This window comes from Variovorax sp. TLI9-5A (assembly GCF_056867935.1).
In genome coordinates this window covers 3,551,027-3,574,948 of sequence record NZ_CP200310.1, presented here as the reverse complement: position 1 = coordinate 3,574,948, position 23,922 = coordinate 3,551,027, and the positions used below count along the sequence as shown (strand labels likewise).

At 65.9% G+C, this 23,922-nt stretch carries 21 protein-coding genes; 4 read left to right on the top strand and 17 right to left on the bottom strand.

Annotated features, from left to right (window positions below; translation table 11 throughout):
• Nucleotides 1-7: 7 nt before the first annotated feature.
• The 17 genes from AC1VNX_RS16895 to AC1VNX_RS16815 form a co-directional block, all read right to left on the bottom strand.
• Complete coding sequence (locus AC1VNX_RS16895) at nt 8-1,024, bottom strand: NADP-dependent oxidoreductase (protein WP_483157723.1); 1,017 nt, start codon at nt 1,022-1,024, stop codon at nt 8-10.
• A gap of 20 nt (nt 1,025-1,044) precedes the next feature.
• On the bottom strand, nt 1,045-1,509 hold the full coding sequence (locus AC1VNX_RS16890) for a PaaI family thioesterase (protein ID WP_483157722.1): 465 nt from the start codon (nt 1,507-1,509) through the stop codon (nt 1,045-1,047).
• Between the two features lies 1 nt (nt 1,510).
• Nucleotides 1,511-2,308 (bottom strand): SDR family oxidoreductase, encoded by a 798-nt coding sequence (locus AC1VNX_RS16885; protein ID WP_483157721.1) that lies wholly within the window; start codon nt 2,306-2,308, stop codon nt 1,511-1,513.
• A gap of 28 nt (nt 2,309-2,336) precedes the next feature.
• Nucleotides 2,337-2,639, bottom strand: a complete 303-nt coding sequence (locus AC1VNX_RS16880; protein ID WP_093306839.1) for a Dabb family protein — start codon at nt 2,637-2,639, stop codon at nt 2,337-2,339.
• An 11-nt stretch (nt 2,640-2,650) separates the two neighbouring features.
• Nucleotides 2,651-2,914 carry a hypothetical protein gene (locus AC1VNX_RS16875; RefSeq protein WP_301509271.1) on the bottom strand — a complete coding sequence of 88 codons (264 nt, stop codon included), beginning with the start codon at nt 2,912-2,914 and terminating at the stop codon, nt 2,651-2,653.
• Entirely contained in the window at nt 2,914-4,767 is a 1,854-nt protein-coding gene (locus tag AC1VNX_RS16870; RefSeq protein WP_483157720.1) for an acyl-CoA dehydrogenase, read from the bottom strand. Before AC1VNX_RS16870 ends, AC1VNX_RS16875 begins: the two co-directional genes overlap by 1 nt.
• A gap of 170 nt (nt 4,768-4,937) precedes the next feature.
• Nucleotides 4,938-6,113 carry an acetyl-CoA C-acyltransferase gene (locus AC1VNX_RS16865; RefSeq protein WP_483157719.1) on the bottom strand — a complete coding sequence of 392 codons (1,176 nt, stop codon included), beginning with the start codon at nt 6,111-6,113 and terminating at the stop codon, nt 4,938-4,940.
• Nucleotides 6,114-6,168: 55 nt separating this feature from the next.
• Nucleotides 6,169-7,644, bottom strand: a complete 1,476-nt coding sequence (locus AC1VNX_RS16860) for a M20 family peptidase (protein WP_483157718.1) — start codon at nt 7,642-7,644, stop codon at nt 6,169-6,171.
• A gap of 29 nt (nt 7,645-7,673) precedes the next feature.
• Nucleotides 7,674-9,779, bottom strand: coding sequence for a 3-hydroxyacyl-CoA dehydrogenase NAD-binding domain-containing protein (locus AC1VNX_RS16855; RefSeq protein WP_483157717.1), 2,106 nt, complete (start codon nt 9,777-9,779; stop codon nt 7,674-7,676).
• Between the two features lie 149 nt (nt 9,780-9,928).
• Nucleotides 9,929-10,624, bottom strand: coding sequence for an ABC transporter ATP-binding protein (locus AC1VNX_RS16850; protein ID WP_093056893.1), 696 nt, complete (start codon nt 10,622-10,624; stop codon nt 9,929-9,931).
• A gap of 1 nt (nt 10,625) precedes the next feature.
• A complete protein-coding gene (locus AC1VNX_RS16845) occupies nt 10,626-11,396 on the bottom strand; it encodes an ABC transporter ATP-binding protein (RefSeq protein WP_483157716.1) in 771 nt (256 codons plus the stop codon).
• A complete protein-coding gene (locus AC1VNX_RS16840) occupies nt 11,393-12,721 on the bottom strand; it encodes a branched-chain amino acid ABC transporter permease (protein WP_483157715.1) in 1,329 nt (442 codons plus the stop codon). The genes AC1VNX_RS16845 and AC1VNX_RS16840 overlap by 4 nt, the downstream gene beginning before the upstream one ends.
• Nucleotides 12,722-12,725: 4 nt before the next feature.
• Entirely contained in the window at nt 12,726-13,679 is a 954-nt protein-coding gene (locus tag AC1VNX_RS16835) for a branched-chain amino acid ABC transporter permease (RefSeq protein ID WP_483157714.1), read from the bottom strand.
• A gap of 78 nt (nt 13,680-13,757) precedes the next feature.
• On the bottom strand, nt 13,758-14,999 hold the full coding sequence (locus tag AC1VNX_RS16830; RefSeq protein ID WP_483157713.1) for a branched-chain amino acid ABC transporter substrate-binding protein: 1,242 nt from the start codon (nt 14,997-14,999) through the stop codon (nt 13,758-13,760).
• A 199-nt stretch (nt 15,000-15,198) separates the two neighbouring features.
• A complete protein-coding gene (locus AC1VNX_RS16825) occupies nt 15,199-16,428 on the bottom strand; it encodes a branched-chain amino acid ABC transporter substrate-binding protein (protein ID WP_483157712.1) in 1,230 nt (409 codons plus the stop codon).
• 143 nt (nt 16,429-16,571) lie between these two features.
• A complete protein-coding gene (locus tag AC1VNX_RS16820; protein ID WP_483157711.1) occupies nt 16,572-18,215 on the bottom strand; it encodes a 3-(methylthio)propionyl-CoA ligase in 1,644 nt (547 codons plus the stop codon).
• Nucleotides 18,216-18,329: 114 nt separating this feature from the next.
• Nucleotides 18,330-20,087 carry a carboxylesterase/lipase family protein gene (locus AC1VNX_RS16815; RefSeq protein WP_483161970.1) on the bottom strand — a complete coding sequence of 586 codons (1,758 nt, stop codon included), beginning with the start codon at nt 20,085-20,087 and terminating at the stop codon, nt 18,330-18,332.
• Between the two features lie 235 nt (nt 20,088-20,322).
• Between AC1VNX_RS16815 and AC1VNX_RS16810 the strand changes: the two genes are divergently transcribed.
• The 4 genes from AC1VNX_RS16810 to AC1VNX_RS16795 all read left to right on the top strand — a co-directional run bounded on the left by AC1VNX_RS16810 (nt 20,323) and on the right by AC1VNX_RS16795 (nt 23,921).
• On the top strand, nt 20,323-21,402 hold the full coding sequence (locus tag AC1VNX_RS16810) for an AraC family transcriptional regulator (protein WP_301509314.1): 1,080 nt from the start codon (nt 20,323-20,325) through the stop codon (nt 21,400-21,402).
• A gap of 63 nt (nt 21,403-21,465) precedes the next feature.
• A complete protein-coding gene (locus tag AC1VNX_RS16805) occupies nt 21,466-22,947 on the top strand; it encodes a protein adenylyltransferase SelO (RefSeq protein ID WP_483157710.1) in 1,482 nt (493 codons plus the stop codon).
• A complete protein-coding gene (msrB, locus tag AC1VNX_RS16800) occupies nt 22,944-23,354 on the top strand; it encodes a peptide-methionine (R)-S-oxide reductase MsrB (protein WP_483157709.1) in 411 nt (136 codons plus the stop codon). Before AC1VNX_RS16805 ends, msrB begins: the two co-directional genes overlap by 4 nt.
• Nucleotides 23,355-23,375: 21 nt before the next feature.
• The gene (locus AC1VNX_RS16795; protein WP_483157708.1) at nt 23,376-23,921 is read left to right on the top strand and encodes a septation protein A; all 546 of its coding nucleotides are present in this window, start codon (nt 23,376-23,378) and stop codon (nt 23,919-23,921) included.
• Nucleotide 23,922 lies beyond the last annotated feature (1 nt).

Genomic DNA, 23,922 nt, shown 5'->3' with positions numbered 1-23,922 from the left:
AGTTCATTCAGATCAGCTTGACGAGTTGCTTGCCGAAGTTCCTGCCCTTGAGCAGGCCGAGGAAAGCCTCGGGCGCCGATTCGATACCTTGCGCGATCGACTCGCGCGGCTTGAGCTTGCCCGTGGCCACCAGCGTGCCCAGCTCGGTCAGCGCCTCGGGCCACACTTCCATGTGCTCGCTGACGATGAAACCTTCGATCTTCATGCGGTTGATGAGGATCAACGCCGGGTTCGCCAGCGGCAGCGGCTGGCCGTCGTAGCCCGCGATCATTCCGCACAGCGCCACGCGGGCGAAGGCGTTGGCGCGCAGCAGCACCGCGTCGAAGATGTAGCCGCCGACGTTCTCGAAGTAGCCGTCGATGCCGTTCGGGCAGGCTTCCTTCAGCGCCGCGCTCATCGACTTGACGTCGGTGTGCATGCGGTAATCGATGCAGGCGTCGAAGCCAAGCTCGTCGGTCACATACTTGCACTTGTCGGGGCCACCGGCAATGCCGACCACACGGCAGCCGCGCGCCTTGGCCAGCGCCCCGAAGGCGCTGCCCACCGCGCCGCTGGCTGCGGTGATGACCACAGTTTCACCGGCCTTGGGCGCAATGATCTTCACCAGCCCGTACCAGGCCGTCACGCCCGGCATGCCGACCGCGCCCAGGTAGTGCGACAGCGGCACGTGCGTGGTGTCGACCTTCTTCAGCGCGCCGGGCTGCGAGGCATCGACCACGCTGTATTCCTGCCAGCCGCCGAAGCCGACCACCTTGTCGCCCACGGCGTACTTGGGATGCCTGCTCTCGACCACTTCACCGACGGTGCCGCCCTGCATGGTCTGGCCCAGGGGTTGCGGCTGCGCGTAGCTCTTGGAGTCGTTCATGCGCCCGCGCATGTACGGGTCGAGGCTCATGTAGTGGTGGCGCACCAGGACCTGGTTGTCCTTGAGCTCGGGAGTCTCGGCGGACACGAGCTTGAAGTTGCTGGCCACCGCCTCGCCGTCGGGACGGTTGTCGAGGTGGATCTGTTTGTTGGCGGGCATGAATATCTCCGGAAAAAGTATCAGTCGGTCGACGGCGGACGCATCTCGTTGGCGCTGGCCGGGCCGGTCGGCAGCCGGCGCTTCACGTACTTGAAGGTGCCGGTGGCGTGGGCGCACACGCGTTCCTGCTCGTCGTAGATTCTGGCCTCTGTGAAAGCCAGCGTCGCCGTCCTGTGAATGAGCGTGCCGCGCGCGTGCAGCGGGCCGACCGAAGGTTGCATGAAGCTGGTCTTCATCTCGATGGTGACCACGCCCGTCTCGGGCGCCACGCTGCGCGCGGCTGCTGCCATGGTGATGTCGAGCAGCGTCATGCAGGCGCCGCCGTGCGTCACGTCGAAGGTGTTCAGGTGCTCGGGCTTCGCCGTGTAGATGATCTCCGACTCGCCGCCCTCGAACTTCGTCAGTTCGAAGCCGAGGTGGCGCGCGAACGGGATCTGGCTCGTGTACGAGCGGATGTTGATGTCGCTGGAGTCTGAAGAAGACATGTCAGGCCGCACCCAGCACCACGCTCACGCCGCCGTCCACCGCCAGCCACTGGCCGGTGACGTGCTTGCCAGCGTCGCTCGCGAACAGCAGCGTCAGGCCCTTCAGGTCTTCCTCGTCGCCCAGGCGGCCCAGCGGCGCCTGCGCGGCCATCTTCTCCTCGCCCAGCGACTTGATGAGGCCGGCGGCCATCTTCGTCATGAAGAAGCCCGGGCAGATGGCGTTCACGTTGATGTTGTACTTGCCCCATTCGGCAGCCAGCGTGCGGGTGAAGCCGATGACCGCGGTCTTGGAAGTGTTGTAGGCCAGCGTCTGCATCTCGGGCGGGTTGCCGTTGAGGCCGGCGATGGAGGCGATGTTGATGATGCGGCCCGACTTCTTCGGGATCATGTAGCCGTTGGCGATCTGCTGCGACAGGATGAAGTACCCGCGCACGTTGAGGTTCATCACCTTGTCCCAGGCCTCGACCGGGTGGCTTTCGGCCGGCGCGCCCCAGCTGGCGCCTGCGTTGTTGATGAGGATGTCGACCGCGCCCATGCGCTGCAGCGTCTCGTCGGCCAGGCGGCGGGTGTCTTCCTCCTTCGAGCAGTCGGCGGCAATCCAGCGCGCGTCGATGCCGGCGGCCTGCAGCTCGGCGGCTGCCTGCTCCAGGTCGTCGGCCTTGCGCGAACTCAGCATGATCTTCGCGCCGGCCTCGCCCAGCGCATGGGCCATCTGCAGGCCCAGGCCGCGCGAGCCGCCAGTGATGAGGGCGGTCTTGCCGGTGAGGTCGAAGAGTTTCTGGACGGTGCGGGCGGTCATGGGTTGTCTCCGGGGTTCGGGTTTTGGATCAGATCTCGTAGTCCATGCATTGACGGGCTTCTCTGACTGCGCCGATGAACGGCTTCAGGGCCACGTGCTGCGGATGGTCCGCATAGGCCGCGAGCGCTGCGGCGTCGGTGAATTCCGAGTACAGGACCAGGTCGTAGGTGGCTTCCAGCCCGGGCTGGGCGATGGCCACCTCGAAGCGCAGCGTGCCGGGCGACAGCTTCGCGCAGGCATCGAGCAGCGCCTTGGCCTTGAGCAGGTTGGTCGCCTTGTCGGCGCCCTCGGCGTGCTCCTTGAACTTCCACATCACGATGTGCTTGAGCATGGCGGGCCTCGTTACTTGCCTGGAGGAGTGTTGGGAAGGCGCGAGCGCACGTAGATCAGCACGAAGCCGACCAGCGCCACGATGCCGCCGGGCACAGAGATGGACCAGCCCAGCGCCGCGTCGGTGCGGCCGGTGGCGATGCCCAGGATCACGACGAACAGGCCGCCGTAGATCAGGATCCAGATCCATTTTTCGAGCCGCGCATGCGGCTTCGGCGGCTTGGCGGCGGGGGTGTTGCTGCTGGGGGTGGGGTTCGGCGAATCGGTAGTGGCCATCAAAAGGCGTCCTCGGGCAAAGCTGTACAGGTCGGATCACGGGTTTCGACCACGTTGAGCCATGCGCCGATTTTCGGCAGCTCGTAGTGGAAGAAGTAGTCCGTGGCGCCGATCTTGCCAGCTGTTACCGCCCTCGCCTTTTCCGCATCGGTTTCCAGGGCCCGCGCCGCCACGTCCAGCCAGATCCAGGCCAGCACCGTGTGGCCGAAGGCCTGCATGTAAGGCACCGCATTGGCCAGCGCGTCAGCCGGGTCGCCCGTGGACCAGGCGGCCTCGGTGGCGCTGCCGATGCGCTGCAGCGCGGCGCCCAGCGCCTTGGCGTGGGCCGCCAGCGCCGGCACCTTGGCGGCACGGCCGATGGTGCCGGTCATGCGCGCGGCCAGCAGCTGCAGGCCGCGGCCCTTTTCCATCAGCACCTTGCGTCCCAGCAGGTCGGCCGCCTGGATGCCGTGGGTGCCTTCGTGGATCATGTTCAGGCGGTTGTCGCGCCAGTACTGCTCCACCGGGAAGTCGCGCGTGTAGCCGTAGCCGCCGTGCACCTGGATGGCCAGCGAATTCGCCTCCAGGCACCACTCGCTCGGCCAGCTCTTGGCGATGGGCGTGAGCACCTCCAGCAGCAGGCGCGCGTCGTCGGCGGCCTGGGCGTCGCCGGTCTTCTGCTCGTCGACCAGGCGGGCGCAGTACAGCTCCAGCGCCAGCGCGCCCTCGCAGTACGCCTTCTGGGCCAGCAGCATGCGGCGCACGTCGGCGTGTTCGATGATGCGCACCTGCGGCGCGGCCGAATCCTTGGCGACGGCCGTGCCGGCGGCCTCGGGCTTCTTCACCAGCCGGCCCTGCGGGCGGCTCTTGGCGTATTCGAGCGAGGCGTGGTAGCCGGCCATGCCGAGCATGGTGGCGGCCGTGCCGACGCCGATGCGCGCCTCGTTCATCATGTGGAACATGCAGTGCAGGCCCTTGCCGGGCGCGCCCACCAGGTAGCCCACCGCGCCGGCCTTGCCGTCGACCGGGTACTTGCCCTCGCCGAAGTTCAGCAGCGTGTTGGTGGTGCCGCGCCAGCCCAGCTTGTGGTTGAGGCCCGCGAGCGCCACGTCGTTGCGCTGGCCGGTGAGCTGCCCTTTCGTATCGACCATGCGCTTGGGCACGATGAACAGCGATATGCCGCGCGTGCCCGGAACCAGCTTGCCGTTCTCGTCGGGAATCTTGGCCAGCACGATGTGCACGATGTTCTCGGTCAGCTCGTGGTCGCCCGACGAGATCCACATCTTGTTGCCCGTGAGGCGGTAGCGCGGGCCCAGCGGATCGTTCTGGAAGTCGTCGCCATCAGGCACGGCGCGCGTGGCCACGTCGCTCAGCGAGGAGCCTGCCTGCGGCTCCGACAGGCACATGGTGCCCGCCCAGCGGCCCGAGAACTCGTTTTTGGCGAACACTTCCTTCTGCATCTCGGTGCCGTGCACCATCAGCAGGTTGGCGTTGCCGCTGGTGAGCATGTTCGAGCCGATGCTCACCGAGGCCATCGCGAAGAAGCTGTTGGCCGCCGCCTGCAACGTGTAGGGCAACTGCATGCCGCCGATGTCGTAGTCCTGCGCCGCGCTCATCATTCCCGACTCGACGAAGGCCTTGTGCGCATCGTGCGTGGCCTGCGGCAGCACGACCTTCTCGCCGTCGAAATGCGGCTCCTGCGTGTCCACCGTGCGGTTGAACGGCGCGTACTTCTCGCGCGCGATGCGCTCGCAGGTGTCGAGCACCGCGTCGAAGGTCTCGCGCGAATGGTCGGCGAAGCGCTCGCGCTGGTTGAGCGATTCGGCGTCGAGCCAGTCGTAGAGCAGGAAGTCGAGGGTGGAACGCAGGCTCATGGTCGGGTCTTGATGTTGAGACTGCCGACTTCCACCGGCAGCGCTCGTCGGCCGGCGAAGCCGGGCCCATTCGTGGAACACCGCGGAACCGGCTCAGCCGGGCCGCTGGTGTTGCCCCCGGAAGGGGGTTGGCGAAGGCGACACGCAGTGCGCCGCAGACTGGGGGAGAGTCAGAGAACTTCGAAGACGCCAGCGGCGCCCATGCCGCCGCCGATGCACATGGTGACCACGACCTTCTTCGCGCCGCGGCGCTTGCCTTCGATGAGCGCGTGGCCCGTGAGGCGCTGGCCGCTCACGCCGTAGGGGTGGCCCACGGCGATGGCGCCGCCGTTCACGTTCAGGCGGTCGCCCGGAATGCCCAGCTTGTCGCGGCAATAGATGACCTGCACGGCGAAGGCTTCGTTCAGCTCCCACAGGTCGATGTCGTTGACCGTGAGGCCCAGGCGCTTGAGCACCTTCGGAATGGCGAAGACCGGGCCGATGCCCATCTCGTCGGGCTCGCAGCCTGCCACGGCGAAACCGAGGAAGCGGCCCAGCGGCTTCAGGCCCTTCTGCTCGGCATACTTTTCGTCGACCACCACGCAGGCGCCGCCGCCGTCGGAGAACTGGCTGGCATTGCCGGCCGAGATCACGCCGCCGGGGATGGCCGGGCGGATGCCGCTAATGCCTTCCTTGGTGGTGCCGGGACGGATGCCTTCGTCGTTCTCGACGGTGACTTCCTTGGTGCGCAGGCCCATCACGGGGTCGGCCACGCCGGCCAGCACGGTGATGGGAGCGATCTCGGCCTTGAAGAGACCGGCTTCCAGCGCGGCGGTGGCACGCTGCTGGCTCTGCGCGCCGTATTCGTCCATGGCGTCGCGGCCGATGTTGTAGCGCTTGGCGACCTGCTCGGCCGTCTGCAGCATGTTCCAGTAGATCTCGGGCTTGTGCTTCACGAGCCACGGGTCGGTCAGCATGTGCTTGTTGGCTTCGTTCTGCACGCACGAGATGCTCTCTACGCCGCCGGCCACGTACACCTCGCCCTCGCCCGCGATGATGCGCTGGGCGGCGGTGGCGATGGTCTGCAGTCCCGAGGAGCAGAAGCGGTTGATGGTCATGCCCGAGGTGGTGATGGGCAGGCCGGCGCGCAGCGCGATCTGGCGAGCGATGTTCGAGCCGGTGGCGCCTTCGGGCGTGGCGCAGCCCATGATGACGTCATCGACCGTGGCGGGGTCGATGCCGGCGCGCTGCACGGCGTGCTGCACCGCGTGGCCGCCGAGCGTGGCGCCGTGCGTCATGTTGAAGGCACCCTTCCAGCTCTTCGCGAGCGGCGTGCGGGCAGTGGAAACGATGACGGCGCTGGTCATGGTGAGGTCCTTTGAAGCAGATGGAAGGAAAAAGAGATTGCTGTGGCGGTTGTCGTCATTGCGCCGGAGCAGCGTTGGCGTTGCTCAGGAGCTGGCGGTAGAAGCCGATCATCTCGCCGTAGTTCGAGATGGCCAGGCGTTCGTTGTTGCCGTGGAAGCGCGCCAGGTCTTCGTTCTTCATGCGAAACGGCGAGAAGCGAAAGACGGCGTCGCTCACGATGCTGAAGTGGCGCGAGTCGGTGGCGGCGGTCATGAGGCCGGGGGCCACCACCGCATCGGGGAAGCTCTGGCGCACGGCCTGCTGGATCGCGCGGTAGCCGGTGCTGTCGGTCGGCGACACCGGCGAGGGCTCGGAGTTGCCCGGGTAGGCCTTGATCTTGATGTCGTCGTTGCCCAGCGCCTTACGCAGGTGCGCCTCGGTGCTGGCGATGGTGTCGCCCGGCAGGATGCGGAAGTTGACAGCGGCCTCGGCGCGGCCGGGCAGCACGTTGTCCTTGTTGCCCGCGCGCACGATGGTCAGCGCGGTGGTGGAGCGCAGCATCGCGTTGCTGCTCGGGCTCTTCTCGAGGATGCCGCGCACCAGCGGCTCGGTGAGCCACAGGTTCGACAGCATCACGCGGTTGACGCCGCTCATTTCGGGCGCGAGCGTGCCGAACATCTGGCCGGCCACGCCCTTGATGCCGCCGGGCATCGGGTTGGCTTCGAGCCGCGCCAGCGCCGCGCTCATGCTGCCGATGGCGCTGTGCTGCGGCGGCATCGACGAATGGCCGGGAACCGTGTCGAGCGACAGGAAGAAAGTGGCATAGCCCTTCTCCGCCAGGCCGATGAGCGCCGCCGGCTGCTTGAGGCTCGGCAGCACGCCGTCGAGCACCAGCAGGCCCTCGTCGAGCACCCAGTCCAGGCGCACGTTGCGCGACTTGAGCAGCTCGGCGATGGGCAGCGCGCCGCGCAGGCCGCTCACCTCCTCGTCGTCACCCATCACGAGGTACACGGTCTGCCTCGGCTTGAAGCCGCTGCCGATCAGCAGCTCGATGGCTTCCATCTGCGCGAACAGGTTGCTCTTGTTGTCGAGCGTGCCGCGGCCCCAGATGAAGCCGTCCTTGATCTCGCCCGAGAAGGGATCGACCGTCCAGGCTTTTTCAGTGCCCGGCGCGATGGGCACCATGTCCTGGTGCGCCATCAGCGCGACGGGCTTGGCCTGCGGGTCGGTACCGGTCCAGGTGTAGAGCAGCGCCTTGTTGCCCACCACTTCCTTCTTCAGGGTGGCGTGCACCTTCGGGAACTGCTGCTCCAGGTAGGCATGCAGCTTGTCGAACTCGGCCGCGTTGGCGGCCGGGTCGTCGAGGCCCGACACCGTGCGGAACGTGATCGCGGTGGACAGCCGCTTGGCGGCCGCCTGCAGATCGATGTCCAGCTTGGGCGCGGGCGCCACCGACAGCTGCTGCGACGGCGTGGTCCAGGTCTTGACCGCCACTGCGGCCACCAGCAGCACGATGGCCAGCAGCAGCCCGAGGAAGATGCGTTTCAACATTGGCGGTCGGTGTCCTGTCTATGCCCGTATCAGCTGAACTGCTTGCCTTCGGCCACCAGCTTCTGGATCAGCGGCGCGGGCTGCCAGAACTCGGCGTCGTCGCGCGGGTTCTTGGCGAAGCGCTTCATCGTCTCGGCCACGTTGTACAGGCCGACCTGCGACGCATAGTGCATCGGGCCGCCGCGCCAGATCGGGAAGCCGTAGCCGGTCAGGTACACCATGTCGATGTCGCCCGACTTGGAAGCGATGCCATCTTCCAGGATGTGCGCGCCTTCGTTGACCAGCGCGTACACCAGGCGCTGCACGATCTCCTCGTCGGAGATCTTGCGCGGCGTGATGCCCAGTTCCTTGCGGTGGTCCTCGATCATCTTGTTGACCAGCTCCGACGGAATGGCGTCGCGCTTGCCGGCCTGGTAGTCGTACCACCCTGCCCCGGTCTTCTGGCCGAAGCGGCCCAGTTCGCAGAGCTTGTCGGCCGTGCGGCTGTACTTCATGTCGGCACGCTCGACGGCGCGGCGCTTGCGGATCGCCCAGCCGATGTCGTTGCCGGCCAGGTCGCCCATGCGGAACGGACCCATGGCGAAGCCGAACTTCTCGATGGCCTTGTCGACCTGCTGCGGCGTGGCGCCTTCGTCCAGCAGGAAGCCGGCCTGGCGGCTGTACTGCTCGATCATGCGGTTGCCGATGAAGCCGTCGCACACGCCCGAGACAACGGCCGTCTTCTTGATCTTCTTGCCAATGGCCATGACGGTGGCCAGCACGTCCTTGGCGGTGGCCTTGCCGCGCACCACTTCCAGCAGCTTCATCACGTTGGCGGGGCTGAAGAAGTGCATGCCGACCACGTCCTGCGGACGCTCGGTGAACGATGCGATCTTGTCGACGTCGAGCGTGGAGGTGTTCGATGCCAGGATCGCGCCCTTCTTGGCGACGCGGTCGAGTTCCTTGAACACTTTTTCTTTCACGCCGATTTCCTCGAACACGGCCTCGATGATGAGGTCGGCGTTCTTCAGCTCGTCGTAGCTCAGCGTGGTGCTCAGCAGCGCCATGCGCTGCTCGTACTTGTCCTGCTTGAGCTTGCCCTTCTTGACTTGGGCTTCATAGTTCTTCTTGATGGTGGCGATGCCGCGGTCGAGCGCCTCCTGTTTCATCTCGAGGATGGTCACGGGGATGCCCGCGTTCAGGAAGTTCATCGAGATGCCGCCACCCATGGTGCCGGCGCCGATCACGCCGATCGACTTGATCTCGCGCTTGGGCGTGTCTTCGGGCACGTCGGGGATCTTGCTGGCGGCGCGCTCGGCCATGAACAGGTGGCGCAGCGCCAGCGATTCCGGCGTGAACATCAGCGAGGTGAAGATGCGGCGCTCTTCGGCCATGCCCGCGTCGAACTTCATCTTGGTGGCGGCCTGCACGGCATCGACACACTGCAGCGGCGCGGGATAGTTCTTCGACATGCCGCCAACCATGTTCTTCGCGAACTGGAAGTAGGCATCGCCCTGCGGGTGCTTGCACGGGAGATTGCGCACGAGGGGCAGATCCTCGCCCGTCTTTCCAGCCACGCTCTTGGCGAAGGCGACGGCCTCGTCGAACACGGACTCGGCCGAGGCGGCCAGCTTGTCGAACAGTTTCTGGCCGGGCAGGCTCGCGAGCAGTTCGCTCTTGACCGGCTCGCCGCTGACGATCATGTTCAGCGCGGTTTCGACGCCGATCACGCGCGGCAGGCGCTGCGTGCCACCCGCGCCGGGGATCAGGCCCAGCTTGACTTCGGGCAGCGCGACGTTGGTGCCGGGAGCAGCCACGCGGTAGTGGCAGCCCAGGGCCAGCTCGAGGCCGCCGCCCATGCACACCGAATGGATCGCAGCGACGATGGGCTTGGAAGAGGCTTCGAGCGCGAGGATCACGCTCAGCAGGTTGGGCTCCTGCAGCGCCTTGGGCGTGCCGAATTCCTTGATGTCCGCGCCACCCGAGAACGCCTTGCCGGCGCCGGTGATGACGATGGCCTTGACGGCGTCGTCGGCATTGGCCTTCGACAGGCCATCGGTGATGCCGATGCGCGTCGAGAAACCGAGACCGTTGACCGGAGGGTTGGTCATTGTGATCACGGCGATATCGCCGAGCACTTTGTATTCAGCCGTCATGCTGCGTTCCTTGGTGTGTGAAGAAAAAGAAGAAAAAGCACGAGTGTTCTTTTTCGAGAGATTCTAGGCGTTTCGCGAGGCCAAACAATGGCACGCAGTCGCTGTAGAGACAAGGGGATCCGGGGCTGGGCCCGGATCCCCTGGGGGTATCAAACCTCCAGCCACTCTTTGCGAGTGGTGGCATCCGCGCGGAGACTGTCGGGGGTGCCGTCGAACACGATGCTGCCGTGGCCCATGACGAGCGCGCGGTCGGAGATCTGCATGGCAATGGTGAGCTTCTGCTCGATCAGCAGCACCGAGATGCCCTTGTCCTTGAGCGTGCGCAGGTACTGCCCCACCAGCTCGACGATCTTGGGCGCGAGGCCCTCGGTGGGCTCGTCGATGATGATGAGGTCGGGGTCGCCCATCAGCGTGCGGCACAGCGTGAGCATCTGCTGCTCGCCGCCCGAGAGCACGCCGGCCTCGGTGTGCTGGCGCTCCTTCAGGCGCGGGAACATGCCATACATGTCGTCGAAGGACCAGCGGCTGCCCTTGCCCGAGCCCTTCTGCCCCAGCAGCAGGTTCTGGTGCACCGTGAGCTTGGGGAAGATGTCGCGGTTCTCGGGCACGTAACCGATGCCGAAGTGCGCGATCTCGTAGGCCTTGCGACGCAGGATGTCCTGCCCCTTCCAGTGCAGGCCGCCCTCGGCATGCACCAGGCCCATGATGGCCTTGGCGGTGGTCGAGCGGCCAGAGCCGTTGCGGCCCAGCAGCGCGACGATTTCGCCGGGGTTCACGTCGAACGAAACGCCATGCAGCACATGGCTCTTGCCGTAGTAGGCGTGGATGTCTTTGAGCTTCAGCATGTCAGTGTCCCGCCCCTTGTGCATCCGCGACCGACGAGCCGAGGTAGGCCTCCTGCACGCGCGCGTTGGCGCGAACGGCGGCGGGCGTGTCGAAGGCGATGACCTCGCCATAGACCACCACCGCGATCTTGTCGGCCAGCCCGAAGACCACGCCCATGTCGTGCTCCACCGTCAGCAGCGTCTTGCCGACGGTGACCTGCTTGATGAGCGAGATGAAGTGCGAAGTCTCGGTCTTGCTCATGCCGGCCGTGGGTTCGTCCAGCAGGATCACGCTGGCGCCGCCAGCGATGGTCACGCCGATCTCGAGCGCGCGCTGCTCGGCGTAGGTGAGGTTCACCGCGTGCACGTCGCGCTTCTTCTCCAGGCCGATCTGCTTGATGAGCTCTTCCGTGCGCTCGTTGGCGTCGTCGAGGTTCGAGAGGAAGCGCAGGAAGGTGTACTTGTAGCCCAGGCTCCACAGCACGCCGCAGCGCAGGTTCTCGAAGACGGTGAGCTTCGGAAAGATGTTGGTGATCTGGAAGCTGCGCGACAGGCCCATGCGGTTGATCTCGTACGGCTTCATGCCGTCGATGCGCTGGCCGTTGAGCAGCACCTCGCCGCTGGTGGGCGTGAGCCGCCCGCTGATCAGGTTGAACAGCGTGGACTTGCCCGCGCCGTTCGGCCCGATGATGGCGATGCGCTCGCCGGCCGTCACGGCCAGGTCGACGCCGCGGATGATGTCGGTCTTGCCGAAGCTCTTGCGCAGGTTCTTGAGTTCGAGTGAATAGGTCATGCCGTCTCCCGCCGCTTGATCTCGGCTTCGATTTCTTCCTGCGCATGGCCCCAGACCTTCGCGAAGCGCCGGCGCACCACCTCGAACACGCCCAGGCCGACGGCGAACAGCGCCACCGCGACGACCCAGCTCGTCGCCGAGGAGGTGTCGAGCTGCAGGCCCGCGAACGGCACCACCGGCCCGAGCGCTGCGTTGAGCTGCATGTGGTAGATCATCTCGACGATGGCCGCCGCGCCCGCGAGCATGATGGCCGCGCCGACGAAGAGGCCCACGTACAGCAGGTAGAAGCGCTTGATCTTGCCGAACAGCGCCACGCGCACGTTCATCATGATCAGGCTGGCCACGCCGCCGGGCGCGAACATCACCATCAGCAGGAACACCAGGCCCACGTACAGCAGCCAGGCCTTGCTGAGCTCCGACAGCAACACCAGCGCGAACACCAGCAGCGCCGCGCCGATGATCGGCCCGAAGAAGAAGGTCGCGCCACCGAGGAAGGTGAACAGCAGGTAGCTGCCCGAGCGCAGCCCGTTGAGGCTGTCGGCCGCGTTCACGATCTCGAAGTTGATGGCCGCCAGCCCGCCGCCGATTCCCGCGAAGAAGCCCGCGATGATGAAGGCGTAGTAGCGCACGCGCTGCGTGTTGTAGCCGATGAACTCCACGCGCTCCGGGTTGTCGCGCACCGCGTTCAGCATGCGCCCGAGCGGCGTGCCGGTGAAGGCGAACATCAGCCCGGTGCAGATGAAGCAGTAGACGGCGATCAGGTAATACACCTGGTTCTGCGGGCCGAAGTTGAGCCCGAAGAACGAGGCGCCGTACACGCGGTTGGTGGTGATGCCGCCCTCGCCGCCGAAGAAGCTGGGGAACATCAGCGCCATGGCGGCGACCAGTTCGCCCAGGCCCAGCGTGATCATCGCGAAGGTGGTGCCCGACTTCTTGGTCGACACGTAGCCGAAGAGCGCGGCAAAGAACATGCCGCCCAGCCCGCCCACCAGCGGAATGAGCACCAGCGGCACCGGCAGCTTGCCCGCGCTGGCCAGGTTCATCGCGTGGATGGCGATGAAAGAGCCCATGCCCACGTACACCGCATGCCCGAAGCTGAGCATGCCGCCCTGCCCCAGCAGCATGTTGTAGCTCAGGCAGATGATGATGAGATAGCCGATCTGCGACAGCATGGTCAGTGCCAGGCTGCTGGTGAAGATCATCGGCGCCACGATCAGCAGCAGCGCGAAGAAGGACCAGATCAGGATGCGGCCGATGTTCAGCGGCTTGAACCGGTAGTAGCGCACCGGCGTGGAGGTCGAAACGGTTGTCGTTGCGGTATTCATCGCGTCAGTCCTCCCGGGTTCCGAGAAGACCCTTGGGCCTGAAGATGAGGATCAGCACCAGGAAGAGGTACGGAAGGATCGGCGCGACCTGCGAGATCGTCAGCTTGAGCAGCTCGTAGCCGAAGGTCTGGTCGGTCACCGCCACGCCGAAGGCCTGCAGGCCGGTGGCGAGCGACTGGTCCATGGCCACGGCGAAGGTCTGCACCACGCCGATGATCAGCGAGGCCAGGAAGGCCCCCGCCAGCGAGCCCATGCCGCCGACCACCACCACCACGAAGATGATGGAGCCCACCGAGGCAGCCATGGCCGGCTCGGTGACGTAGGTGTTGCCGCCGACCACGCCGGCCAGGCCCGCCAGCGCGGCACCGCCGCCGAACACCAGCATGAAGACGCGCGGCACGTTGTGGCCCAGCGCCTCGACCATCTCGGGATGCTTCAGCGCCGCCTGGATCACCAGGCCGATGCGCGTGCGCGTGAGCAGCAGCCACACCGACACCAGCATCAGCACCGCCACCAGCATGATGAAGGAGCGCGACTTGGGGAACTGCGTGCCGTAGAGCGTGAAGAGCGGGCCCTGCAGCGCCGCCGGCAGGCCGTAGGGCACCGTGGAGCGGCCCCACACAAGCTGCACGACTTCGAGGATCAGGTACGAAAGACCGAAGGTCACCAGCAGCTCGGGCACGTGGCCGAACTTGTGGACGCGGCGCAGGCAGTAGCGCTCGAAGGCCGCGCCCAGCGCGAACACCAGCACGGGCGCGATGAAAAGCGCCGGCCAGAAGCCGACGATGCCCGACAGCGTGTAGGCGAAGTAGGCGCCCAGCATGTAGAAGCTCGCGTGCGCGAAGTTGAGCACGCCCATCATGCTGAAAATCAGCGTGAGGCCTGAGCTCAGCATGAACAACAGCAAGCCGTAGCTCACGCCGTTGAGCAGCGAGATGACGAAGAATTCGACGTTCATCGGTCTTTCGTGTCAGTTGAAAAAGAAAAAGGCCCGAGTGTTGAAGTCGGGCCTCGACCTGTCAGGCAGCGAGCGCGATCAGGAGGCGCCGCCGGGCCGCTTCATCTGGCAGGACGTCGGCGTGCTCGCCACGTAGGCGTCGTAGTACTTCACCGGGGCCAGCGTGTAGCCGGTGTTCTCCGGGCTGTACGGGTACTTGGCGCTGGCCTTCTCCCACTTGGCGATATACAGGCCCTGCTGTGCCTGGTGGTCGGTCTTGCGCAGCTCGATATCGCCATTGAAGCTCTTGAACTTCATGCCCTCCATGGCGGCCGCCACCTTCACGGGGTCGGTCGACTTGGTCTTCACGAAGGCCTCGGTCAGCGCCTGGAACACCGTGTAGATGTCGGTGGTGTAGAGGTCGTCGTTGAACTTCTTCTTGAACTCTTCGGCGTACTTCTGCATGTCGCCGCCCATGTTGTAGTGGGCGTAGCCGACTTGGTAGACCTTGCCGTCGGAAGCCGCGCCCATGGCGGTCGGCGTGCCGGTGGTCACGGCGTAGTAGGTGTAGAACTTGACGTTCAGGCCCGAATCGTTGGCCGCCTTGATGAGCAGCGCGAGGTCGGAACCCCAGTTGCCGGTGATGACGGTGTCCGCGCCCGAGGCCTTGATCTTGGCGATGTACGGCGCGAAGTCGCGCACCTGGGCGAGCGGATGCAGGTCGTCGCCCACGATCTGCACGTCGGGGCGCTTGTTCTTCAGGTTTTCCTTGGCGAACTTGGAAACCTGCTGGCCGTGCGCGTAGTTCTGGTTGAGCAGGTAGACCTTCTTGATCTCCGGCTGGTCCTTCATGTAGGTGGTCAGCGCCTCCATCTTCATCGACGTGTCGGCGTCGAAGCGGTACTGCCAGTAGCTGCACTTGCTGTTGGTCAGGTCGGGGTCGACGGCGGCGTAGTTCAGGTAGAGCGCTTCCTTGCCCGGATTGCGCGCGTTGTTCTTCTCGAGCGCGTCGATGATGGCCAGCGCAGGGCCGGAGCCGTTGCCCTGCACGATGTAGCGCGCGCCCTGGTCGAGGGCCGAGCGCAGCGCGCTGGTGGTCTCCTGCGGGCTGAGCTTGTTGTCGATTCCGATGATCTCGAACTTCACGCCCGCCGCGTTCTTCTTGTTGAACTCTTCGGCGAAGAACTGGAAGGTCTTCAGCTGGTTCGTCCCGACCGCGGCCATGAGGCCCGACAGCGGGTCGAGCCATGCGATCTTGACGGTTTCACCCTTCTGGGCAAAGGCACCGGTGGCGGTGGCAGCGATGACGGCTGCGGCGGCGATTTTCAGAGCGAACTTCAATCTATATCTCCTGGTCAAACCGATTCAAAACGCCGCACGAGAGTACAAGCGTTTGCAGCCCCTCCCCTCAGGGAATGCCCGTAAGAGGGGTGCCGCAAAGGCCCGTTCCTATCGCGCATGCGACACCGCGTTTCTCCAATTTGCTACCCGCCGGTAGACAGCTGCTACCGATGGGTAGGAAACGCGTTCACAAAGACGCCTAGGGGCGCTTCATCTGGCACGACGTGGGCGTGCTCGCCACGTACGATTCGAAGTACTTCACGGGAACGTTGGTGTAGCCGGTGTTCTCCGCGTCGTACGGGTACTTCGCACTCGCCTTCTCCCACCTCGCGATGTAAAGGCCCTGCTGCAACTGGTGGTCGGACTTGCGCATCTCGACCTCGCCGTTGAAGCTCTTGATCTTCATGCCCTCCAGGGCCGCCGCCACCTTCACCGGGTCGGTCGACCTGGTCTTGACGAAGGCGGCGTCGAGCAGCGCGAACACGTGATAGATCGACGACTGCGTGAGGTCGTCGTTCATGCGCTTCTTGTAGCCCGCGAGCAGCTGCTGGATCTCGCCGCCCATGTTGTAGTGGGCATAAGCCACGGTGTAGACCTTGCCTTCGGAGGTGGCGCCCATCGCGGTGGGCGTGCCCGCGCCCGGCGCGTAGTAGGTCAGGAACTTGACGTTCAGGCCCGAGTCGTTGGCCGCCTTGATGAGCAGCGACAGGTCGGAACCCCAGTTGCCGGTGATGACAGTGTCGGCGCCCGATGCCTTGATCTTCGCGATGTAGGGAGAGAAATCGCGCACCTGCGCGAGCGGATGCAGGTCGTCGCCGACGATCTGGATGTCGGGGCGCTTCACCTTCAGGTCTTCCTTGGCGAACTTCGACACCTGCACGCCGTGCGCGTAGTTCTGCCCGAGGATGTACACCTTCTTGATGTCGGGCTGGTCCTTCATCCAGGTGGTCAGCGCCTCCATCTTCATGGAGGTGTCGGCGTCGAGCCGGAAGTGCCAGTAGCTGCACTTGCTGTTGGTCAGGTCGGGGTCGACGGCCGCGTAGTTCATGTACAGCAGCTCCTTGCCCGGATTGCGCGCGTTGTTCTTCTCGATGGCGTCGATGATCGCAAGCGCGGGGCCCGAGCCGTTGCCCTGCATGATGTAGCGCGCGCCCTGGTCCTGCGCGGAACGCAGGGCCGCGGTGGTCTCCTGCGTGCTGAGCTTGTTGTCGATCGCGATGATCTCGAACTTCACGCCCGACTGGTTCTTCTTGTTGAACTCTTCCGCAAGGAACTGCGTGGTCTTCAGCTGATTGGTGCCCACCGCCGCCATCAGGCCCGACAGCGGGTCCAGCCAGGCGATCTTGACGGTCTCGCCCTTCTGGGCGAACACGGCCGTGGCACTCACCAACATTGCACAGGCAGCTACAGACTTGATGGCAAATTGCATGAAGAGTCTCCAGTGTGAAAGGCGGACCGCCAGCGTACAAGCGGCCCTTTTTCCGCCGCACAGGGATTGCCCGCAAGGATGGCCGCCGGGGTGGCTTTGCTATCGCGTACGCGACAGCGCGGCGCCCGGGCGGGCCCTGGCGGTCATGCCGTGGGCAGCTTGTAGTCCTTTAGCAGTTCGCGCAGCCTGGTCTTGAGGATCTTTCCGGTGGCGCCGATCGGAATGGCCTCGACGAACACCACGTCGTCGGGGATCTGCCACTTGGCGGTCTTGCCCTCGTAGAACTTCAGCAGCTCCTCGCGCGTGACCTCGGCGCCGGGCTTCTTCACCACCGCGATGATCGGCCGCTCGTCCCACTTCGGGTGGAACACGCCGATGCACGCGGCCATGGCCACCGCCGGGTGCGCGACGGCGATGTTCTCGATGTCGATGGAGCTGATCCACTCGCCGCCGGACTTGATCACGTCCTTGCTGCGGTCGGTGATCTGCAGGTAGCCCTCGGCGTCGATGGTGGCCACGTCGCCGGTGGGGAACCAGCCGCGGTTGCGTTCATCCGGAATGAGCGGATCGCCACCCTCTCCCTTGAAGTACTCCTTGACGATCCACGGCCCCTTGACCAGCAGGTCGCCGTAGGCCTTGCCGTCCCAAGGCAGCTCCTTGCCGTCGCCGTCGACGATCTTCATGTCGACGCCGAAGATGGCGCGGCCCTGCTTCATGCGGATCTGCAGCTGCGCGTCGGCCGGCAGCGACAGGTGCTTGTTCTTCAGCGTGCACAGCGTGCCCAGCGGGCTCATCTCGGTCATGCCCCAGGCGTGCAGCACCTCTACGTTGTAGAGCTCCTGGAACGCCTTGATCATGGCCGGCGGGCAGGCCGAGCCGCCGATCACGGTGCGGTTGAGCTTGCTGAACTTCAGGCCGCCCGCCTGCATGTGGCCCAGCAGCATCTGCCAGACGGTGGGCACACCGGCGGCGAAGGTCACGCCTTCGGCCTCGATCAGCTCGTACACCAACTTGCCGTCGAGCGCCGGGCCCGGGAACACCAGCTTGCAGCCCACCAGCGCCGCCGAATACGGAATACCCCAGGCGTTGACGTGGAACATCGGCACCACCGGCAACACCGAGTCGCGCGCCGACAGGTGCATCACGTCGGGCAGCGCCGCCGCGTATGCGTGCAGCAGCGTCGAGCGGTGGCTGTAGAGCGCAGCCTTGGGGTTGCCCGTGGTGCCGCTCGTGTAGCACATGCTCGAAGCGGAGTTCTCGTCGAAGGTGGGCCACTCGTACTCGGTGGACTGCGTGCCCATCCAGCTTTCGTAGCTCACGAGGTTGGGCACGCCGCTGTCGGCCGGGAGCTTGTCGGCATCACACAGTGCAACCCATTTCCGGATCGTGGGACAACGCGCATGCACGGCCTGCACCAGCGGCAGGAAGGTGAGGTCGAAGCACAGGATCTGGTCTTCGGCATGGTTGGCGATCCACGCGATCTGGTCGGGGTGCAGGCGCGGGTTGATGGTGTGCAGCACGCGGCCGCTGCCGCTCACGCCGTAGTACAGCTCCAGGTGGCGATAGCCGTTCCAGGCCAGGGTTGCGATGCGGTCGCTGAACAGCAGCTGCTCGCCGTCCAGCGCGTTGGCCACCTGCCTGGCGCGCGATGCGATGTCGCCCCATGTGCAGCGGTGGATATCGCCTTCGACACGGCGCGAGACGATCTCGCCGTCACCGTTGTGGCGCTCGGCGAACTCGATCAGCGACGAGATCAAAAGCGGTTGGTCTTGCATCAAACCCAGCATCTACGGACTCCTATGTGAAATGACTTCTTGAAAGCTTGGGGACAACGGATTCACGCAAGCTTCAGCCATTTCCACAATGACACAAACCCGCACTGCACGATTGAACGAAGCGGCTCATTGCATGAGCGTGATCTTTGTGGCCGTGGGGGTGGCGTCGAGCAGCAGCTGCGACGGCCATGCCGCCCAGGTTGCACCAAGTTCGGGCGTGTTCGGGTCGCCCGTGCGCATGAAGGCGCCTACGCTCGCCATGACCGCGTTCGACAGCGCCAGCCTCCCCTTCTCGTTGGCCTTGCCGCGGATCACGTTCGACAGCACCGAGGGGCCGAAATTGCCGAAGACGAACGGCAGGTCGAAGGCGTGCGCGGCGCCGTAGACGTCGTTCCAGGGAGCGGCCTCCTGTGCCCAGTCGAGGCGGTAGTGCCAGATGTTCGACTGGCGAGTCTTCATCGTGTTGAGCAGGTTGTCGCGGTTGGCTTCGAACAGCCCCTTGGTGATGAGCGCGGTGGCCGAGTTGTAGCCGGTGCCGGCCTTGTCTACCGGAAGGTAGAACGGGTCGATGATGTCGGCGACTGTGAGCGTGGACGGCGCGTCGGGGTCGAAGTTGAACATCATCGAGAAGCGCTGGGCGTCGTTGACGATCCAGCCCGGCTTGGGAAAGCCGATGGTGCCCAGCAACGACGCGAAGAGCTTGCCTTCGTCGCGCGTGTTGCCCGAGAGCATCGGCACCTTCACGTACTGGTCGGCGGCAATGGCGCCGATGGGGTCGGTCGGGAGCACCGTGCCATCCGGAATGGGCCCGACCGCGCCGAGGCCGGCCGCGACCACGGTGGTCAGCATCTTGCCGCCGTCCTGCGCGCGCAGGTACTCGGCGATCTGTGCCGGCGTGCGCCCGGCGATGTAGTTCTTGGCGGCCGTCGCATCGGCTGCGGTGCCGTCGGCGACGAGCAGCTTCTCGAGGATGGATTCGCCCTGCGCCAGCGAGGCCGAGGCCGGGGACAGCGAGGGCAGCGTGCCCGGCGGCAGGTTGCTCGCCAGCGAGATGCCGCCGCTCATCTCGAAGGCCTTGTGGAACAGGCCCTTGGCCATCGGCGAGGTCATCACCGACAGCAGGTTGGTGGCACCGGCCGACTCGCCCGAGAGCGTGACATTGCCCGGGTCGCCCCCGAAACTGGCCACGTTGTCACGGATGAAGCGCAGCGCCGCCATGTTGTCGAGCAGCGCGAAGTTGCCCGAATCGTCGCCTTCGCTGCCGCCCGGGCGCAGCTGCGGCACATTCAGGAAGCCCAGGATGCCCAGCCGGTAGCTGGCGGTGATGACCACCGCGTTGGCGGCCTTGGCCAGCGCGGCGCCGTCGTACAGCGGGTCGGCCGTGTAGCCCGAGATGTTGCTGCCGCCGTGGATGAAGAGCAGCACCGGCAGGTTCTTCTCGTCCGTGGCCGGGCGCCAGATGTTGACGAACAGGCAATCCTCGCTGCCGCTGGGCTTGCCCAGCATGGTGCCGATGGTCTCGTCGTAGGTGTTGTTGGCGCCGGGGCTGAAGATGCGGCCGATCTGCAGGCAGGCGTTGCCGAACTTGGTGGCCTGGCGGATGCCGCTCCAGGGCTCGAGCGCCGCCGGTGCACGCCAGCGCAGCGCGCCGACCGGCGGCTTGGCGAACGGAATGCCTTTCCAGAACCAGGTGCCGGTCCTGGCGCTGTCGTCCACGCCCTCGACCTTGCCGGCAACCGTCTGGCGGACCATGGGACCATCCGCCGCGGGCGGGGCCGGCGCCGGAGCCGGTGCGGGCGGCGGGCTCGGAAGGAAGGCGAAGCCGGACGAGCCGGAGCCGCCACCGCCGCAGGCCGAAAGAGCCGCCAGGGCGGCCGCGGCCATCGCCAGGGCGACGGCCCTGGCCGTTCCCGTCTTCTTTGCTGCCGCCGGACCTTGCCGGTCTCGTGCGTTTGTCTCTGTCTTCATGTTTTTGTCTCCACACCGGGTTAATCGGAATTCCTGGTCTGACGCGCCGCGCCCATACTCCGGGGCCGCCGAACGCGTAAAAAATTCTAGAAACCGGCACGGTTTTCATCGCTATCGCAACAAAGCCAAACGAATGACTTCAGGAGCCTCCATGCCGCAGCGCCAGCGCGGCACCCAGCGCCGGGCGGGCTGCATGCCGCAGCCGGAGTTGCGCACCAGCTCGGCCGCGTGGCTCGAAGGCGTCCTGTCGATGTTCGAGGCCGAGGGGCTGGACGTGCCCTCGCTGCTGCGCGAGGCCGGCTTCGACCCCGATTCGCTGCACCGGCAGAACACGCGCATCCCGGTCGACGAGATCTCGGTGCTCTGGCAGCTCGCCGTGGCCCGTGCCGGCCGGCCCACGCTGGGCCTGCACCGCGACCTGGCCTCCACCCACAGCAAGCTGGGCACGGTGGGGCATGCGATGTCGTGCAGCTCCAGCCTCGAGTCGGCTCTCGTGCGGCTGACCCGCTACATGGCCGTGATCTCGGATGCGACCGCCTTCTCGCTGCACCCCGATCCGCGCGGCTGCTGGATGGTGATGAAGCACACCGGCGGCAGCCTGCCCATTCCGCGACAACGCGTCGAGTACGCCCTGCTGACCGTGCTCATGCAGTGCCAGTGGCTCACGCGGCGCGAGCTGCAGCCGCTGGCCATGGAGTTCATCTACCCCGCGCCGGCCGACGACCGGCTGCACCGCGAGGCTTTCGGCTGCGAGGTGCGCTTCAACGCCGAGGCCAACCGCCTGCTGCTGTCTTCAGCCGACATGGCGACGCCGCTGCCCACCTTCCACGAGGTGCTCGGCGAAATGCAGGAGCACCTGCTGGACGACCAGCTCGACCTGCTGGGCCAGACCACCACCAGCACGCTGGTGTGCGCCGAGATCGCGCGCCGTCTGCAGCACGGCGAACCGCGCCGGCAGGACGTGGCCTCGGGCCTCGGGCTGGCCGAACGCACGCTGCAGCGGCGGCTGCAGGAGGAGTCGGTGTCTTTCCAGTCGCTGCTCGACCGCACCCGCCGCGAGCTGGCCAGGCAGTACCTGGCCGAAGACCGCCATACGCTGACCGACGTGGCCGACATGCTGGGCTTCGTCGACACCAGCAACTTCTTTCGCGCCTGCAAGCGCTGGTTCGGCGTGCCGCCGGCGCAGTATCGGGCTCGCATCTGGGACGCGCCGGCCGCCCTCGCGGCCTGACCCCACCCAGGTCCCGATGGCCCGCTTGGCCAGGGGTTACGCGCGGTGCCGGACAATCCGGGCATGAGCTTGCTTGCTGAAGACACCGAGGCCGCGGACCTGGGGCTGCACTGGAAACCTGGTTTCCACACCCTGGGCCCGGCGTTTCTCACCGACCTGCGGCCGACACCCCTGCCCGATCCCTACTGGGTCTGCCGAAGCGAAGCAGTCGCCCGCGAGCTGGGGCTACCGGCCGGCTGGTACGAGTCGGACACCACCCTGGCGGCGCTGACCGGCAGCCTGCCGATTGCCGGCACCAGCCCCTTCGCCACCGTCTACAGCGGCCACCAGTTCGGCGTGTGGGCCGGCCAGCTCGGCGACGGGCGCGCCATCATGCTCGGCGAGACCGAGGGCGGGCTCGAAGTGCAGCTGAAAGGCGCGGGGCGCACGCCCTACTCGCGCGGCGGCGACGGCCGCGCGGTGCTGCGCTCCAGCATCCGCGAATTTCTCTGCAGCGAGGCCATGCACGGCCTTGGCATCCCGACCACCCGGGCGCTGTGCGTGACCGGCTCCGATGCCCCCGTGTACCGTGAGGAAATCGAAAGCGCCGCCGTCGTCGCCCGCGTGGCGCCCAGCTTCGTGCGCTTCGGCCACTTCGAGCACTTTGCGGCCAACCGGCGTGACGACGAGTTGCGCGTACTGGCCGACTACGTCATCGACCGCTACTACCCTGCCTGCCGCACCACCGAGCGCTTCAACGGCAACGCCTACGCCGCCTTCCTGGAGGCCGTGAGCGAGCGCACCGCAGCCCTGCTCGCCCAATGGCAGGCCGTGGGCTTCTGCCACGGGGTGATGAACACCGACAACATGAGCATCCTCGGGCTCACCATCGACTACGGCCCGTTCCAGTTCCTCGACGGCTTCGACCCGCGCCACATCTGCAACCACAGCGACACCAGCGGGCGCTACGCCTTCAACCAGCAGCCCAACGTGGCCTACTGGAACCTGTTCTGCCTGGCGCAGGCGCTGCTGCCGCTGATCGGCGACCAGGAAATCGCCGTGGCCGCGCTGGAGTCGTACAAGACTGTGTTCCCGAACGAGTTCGAGGGCCGCATGCGCGCCAAGCTGGGCCTGTCCGAAGCGGGCGAAGGCGACCGCGCGCTGATCGAAGGCGTGCTCAAGCTGCTGGCCGCGGGCAAGGTCGACTACACCATCTTCTGGCGCCGGCTCTCTGACCACATGGCCGACGGCAACGTGGAACCGGTGCGCGACCTGTTCCTGGACCGCGCGGGCTTCGACGCCTGGCTGCTATCGTTTTCGGAGCGCCATGCCGGCACCGGCCGCGCCGAGGCCGCCGAACTGATGCGCCGGTCCAACCCGAAGTTCGTGCTGCGGAACCACCTGGGCCAGCAAGCCATCGAAGCAAGCCGGAAAAAGGACCACGCGGCTGTGGCAACCTTGCTGGCCGTGCTCGAGACCCCATTTGAAGAACATCCCGACGCCGACGCATTCGCCGGTTTCCCGCCCGACTGGGCTTCCACGATCGAAATCAGCTGCTCATCATGACCACTCCCGTACAGAAAACCGACGCCGAATGGAAAGCCCTGCTCGCTGAGAGAGGCGCCGAGCCCGCGGCCTTCGAGGTGACGCGCCACGCGGCCACCGAACGCCCCTTCACCGGCAAGTACGAGGCGCACTGGGAAGACGGCACCTACCACTGCGTCTGCTGCGGCGCCAAGCTCTTCGAGTCGGCCACCAAGTTCGACGCCGGCTGCGGCTGGCCCAGCTTCTCGCAGGAGGCCGTGCCCGGCGCCATCCGCAACATCATCGACCGCTCGCACGGCATGGTGCGCACCGAGAACGTCTGCGCCAATTGCGGCGCCCACCTGGGCCACGTGTTCCCCGACGGCCCCACCGAAACCGGCCTGCGCTACTGCATGAACTCGGCGTCGCTCGACTTTCAGAAGAAATAAGCGAAACAGGCACCCAGCTCAATGAAACTGCTCCTCGACTTCTTCCCGATCCTGCTTTTCTTCGTTGCCTACAAGATGGGCAACATCTACACCGCCACCGGCGTGCTGATGGCCGCCACGGTGGTGCAGATGGCGATCATCTACGCCACGGAGCGCAAGCTGCAGGCGATGCAGAAGGCCACGCTGGTGCTGATCCTGCTGTTCGGCACGCTCACGCTGGCGCTGCACGACGACCGCTTCATCAAGTGGAAGCCGACGGTGCTGTACGGCGCCATGGCCGTCGCGCTCGCGGTGGCGCTGTGGGCGCTGAAGAAGAACTTCCTGAAGATGCTGCTGGGCTCGCAGCTGGAGCTGCCCGATCGCATCTGGGGCAGGCTCAACGTGGCGTGGATCGGCTATTGCGTCTTCATGGCCGTCATCAACGGCTACGTGGCGGCCTACTTCACGACCGAAGCCTGGGTCAACTTCAAGCTCTGGGGCTATGTGTTCCCCATCGTCTTCCTGGTGGCGCAAGGCCTGTACATCGCGCCGCACCTGAAGAACGAAGAAGACAAGCCGGCGGCATGAC

Bases quoted from the DNA above. Each gene is read 5' to 3' on its own strand.
- AC1VNX_RS16825 (WP_483157712.1), bottom strand. From the start codon at position 16,428: ATGCAATTTGCCATCAAGTCTGTAGCTGCCTGTGCAATGTTGGTGAGT.
- AC1VNX_RS16855 (WP_483157717.1), bottom strand. From the start codon at position 9,779: ATGACGGCTGAATACAAAGTGCTCGGCGATATCGCCGTGATCACAATG.
- AC1VNX_RS16835 (WP_483157714.1), bottom strand. From the start codon at position 13,679: ATGAACGTCGAATTCTTCGTCATCTCGCTGCTCAACGGCGTGAGCTAC.
- AC1VNX_RS16890 (WP_483157722.1), bottom strand. From the start codon at position 1,509: ATGTCTTCTTCAGACTCCAGCGACATCAACATCCGCTCGTACACGAGC.
- AC1VNX_RS16845 (WP_483157716.1), bottom strand. From the start codon at position 11,396: ATGACCTATTCACTCGAACTCAAGAACCTGCGCAAGAGCTTCGGCAAG.
- AC1VNX_RS16860 (WP_483157718.1), bottom strand. From the start codon at position 7,644: ATGTTGAAACGCATCTTCCTCGGGCTGCTGCTGGCCATCGTGCTGCTG.
- AC1VNX_RS16870 (WP_483157720.1), bottom strand. From the start codon at position 4,767: ATGAGCCTGCGTTCCACCCTCGACTTCCTGCTCTACGACTGGCTCGAC.
- AC1VNX_RS16795 (WP_483157708.1), top strand. From the start codon at position 23,376: ATGAAACTGCTCCTCGACTTCTTCCCGATCCTGCTTTTCTTCGTTGCC.
- AC1VNX_RS16875 (WP_301509271.1), bottom strand. From the start codon at position 2,914: ATGGCCACTACCGATTCGCCGAACCCCACCCCCAGCAGCAACACCCCC.
- AC1VNX_RS16850 (WP_093056893.1), bottom strand. From the start codon at position 10,624: ATGCTGAAGCTCAAAGACATCCACGCCTACTACGGCAAGAGCCATGTG.
- msrB (WP_483157709.1), top strand. From the start codon at position 22,944: ATGACCACTCCCGTACAGAAAACCGACGCCGAATGGAAAGCCCTGCTC.
- AC1VNX_RS16840 (WP_483157715.1), bottom strand. From the start codon at position 12,721: ATGAATACCGCAACGACAACCGTTTCGACCTCCACGCCGGTGCGCTAC.
- AC1VNX_RS16820 (WP_483157711.1), bottom strand. From the start codon at position 18,215: ATGCTGGGTTTGATGCAAGACCAACCGCTTTTGATCTCGTCGCTGATC.
- AC1VNX_RS16895 (WP_483157723.1), bottom strand. From the start codon at position 1,024: ATGCCCGCCAACAAACAGATCCACCTCGACAACCGTCCCGACGGCGAG.
- AC1VNX_RS16815 (WP_483161970.1), bottom strand. From the start codon at position 20,087: ATGGCCGCGGCCGCCCTGGCGGCTCTTTCGGCCTGCGGCGGTGGCGGC.
- AC1VNX_RS16885 (WP_483157721.1), bottom strand. From the start codon at position 2,308: ATGACCGCCCGCACCGTCCAGAAACTCTTCGACCTCACCGGCAAGACC.
- AC1VNX_RS16865 (WP_483157719.1), bottom strand. From the start codon at position 6,113: ATGACCAGCGCCGTCATCGTTTCCACTGCCCGCACGCCGCTCGCGAAG.
- AC1VNX_RS16810 (WP_301509314.1), top strand. From the start codon at position 20,323: ATGCCGCAGCGCCAGCGCGGCACCCAGCGCCGGGCGGGCTGCATGCCG.
- AC1VNX_RS16805 (WP_483157710.1), top strand. From the start codon at position 21,466: ATGAGCTTGCTTGCTGAAGACACCGAGGCCGCGGACCTGGGGCTGCAC.
- AC1VNX_RS16880 (WP_093306839.1), bottom strand. From the start codon at position 2,639: ATGCTCAAGCACATCGTGATGTGGAAGTTCAAGGAGCACGCCGAGGGC.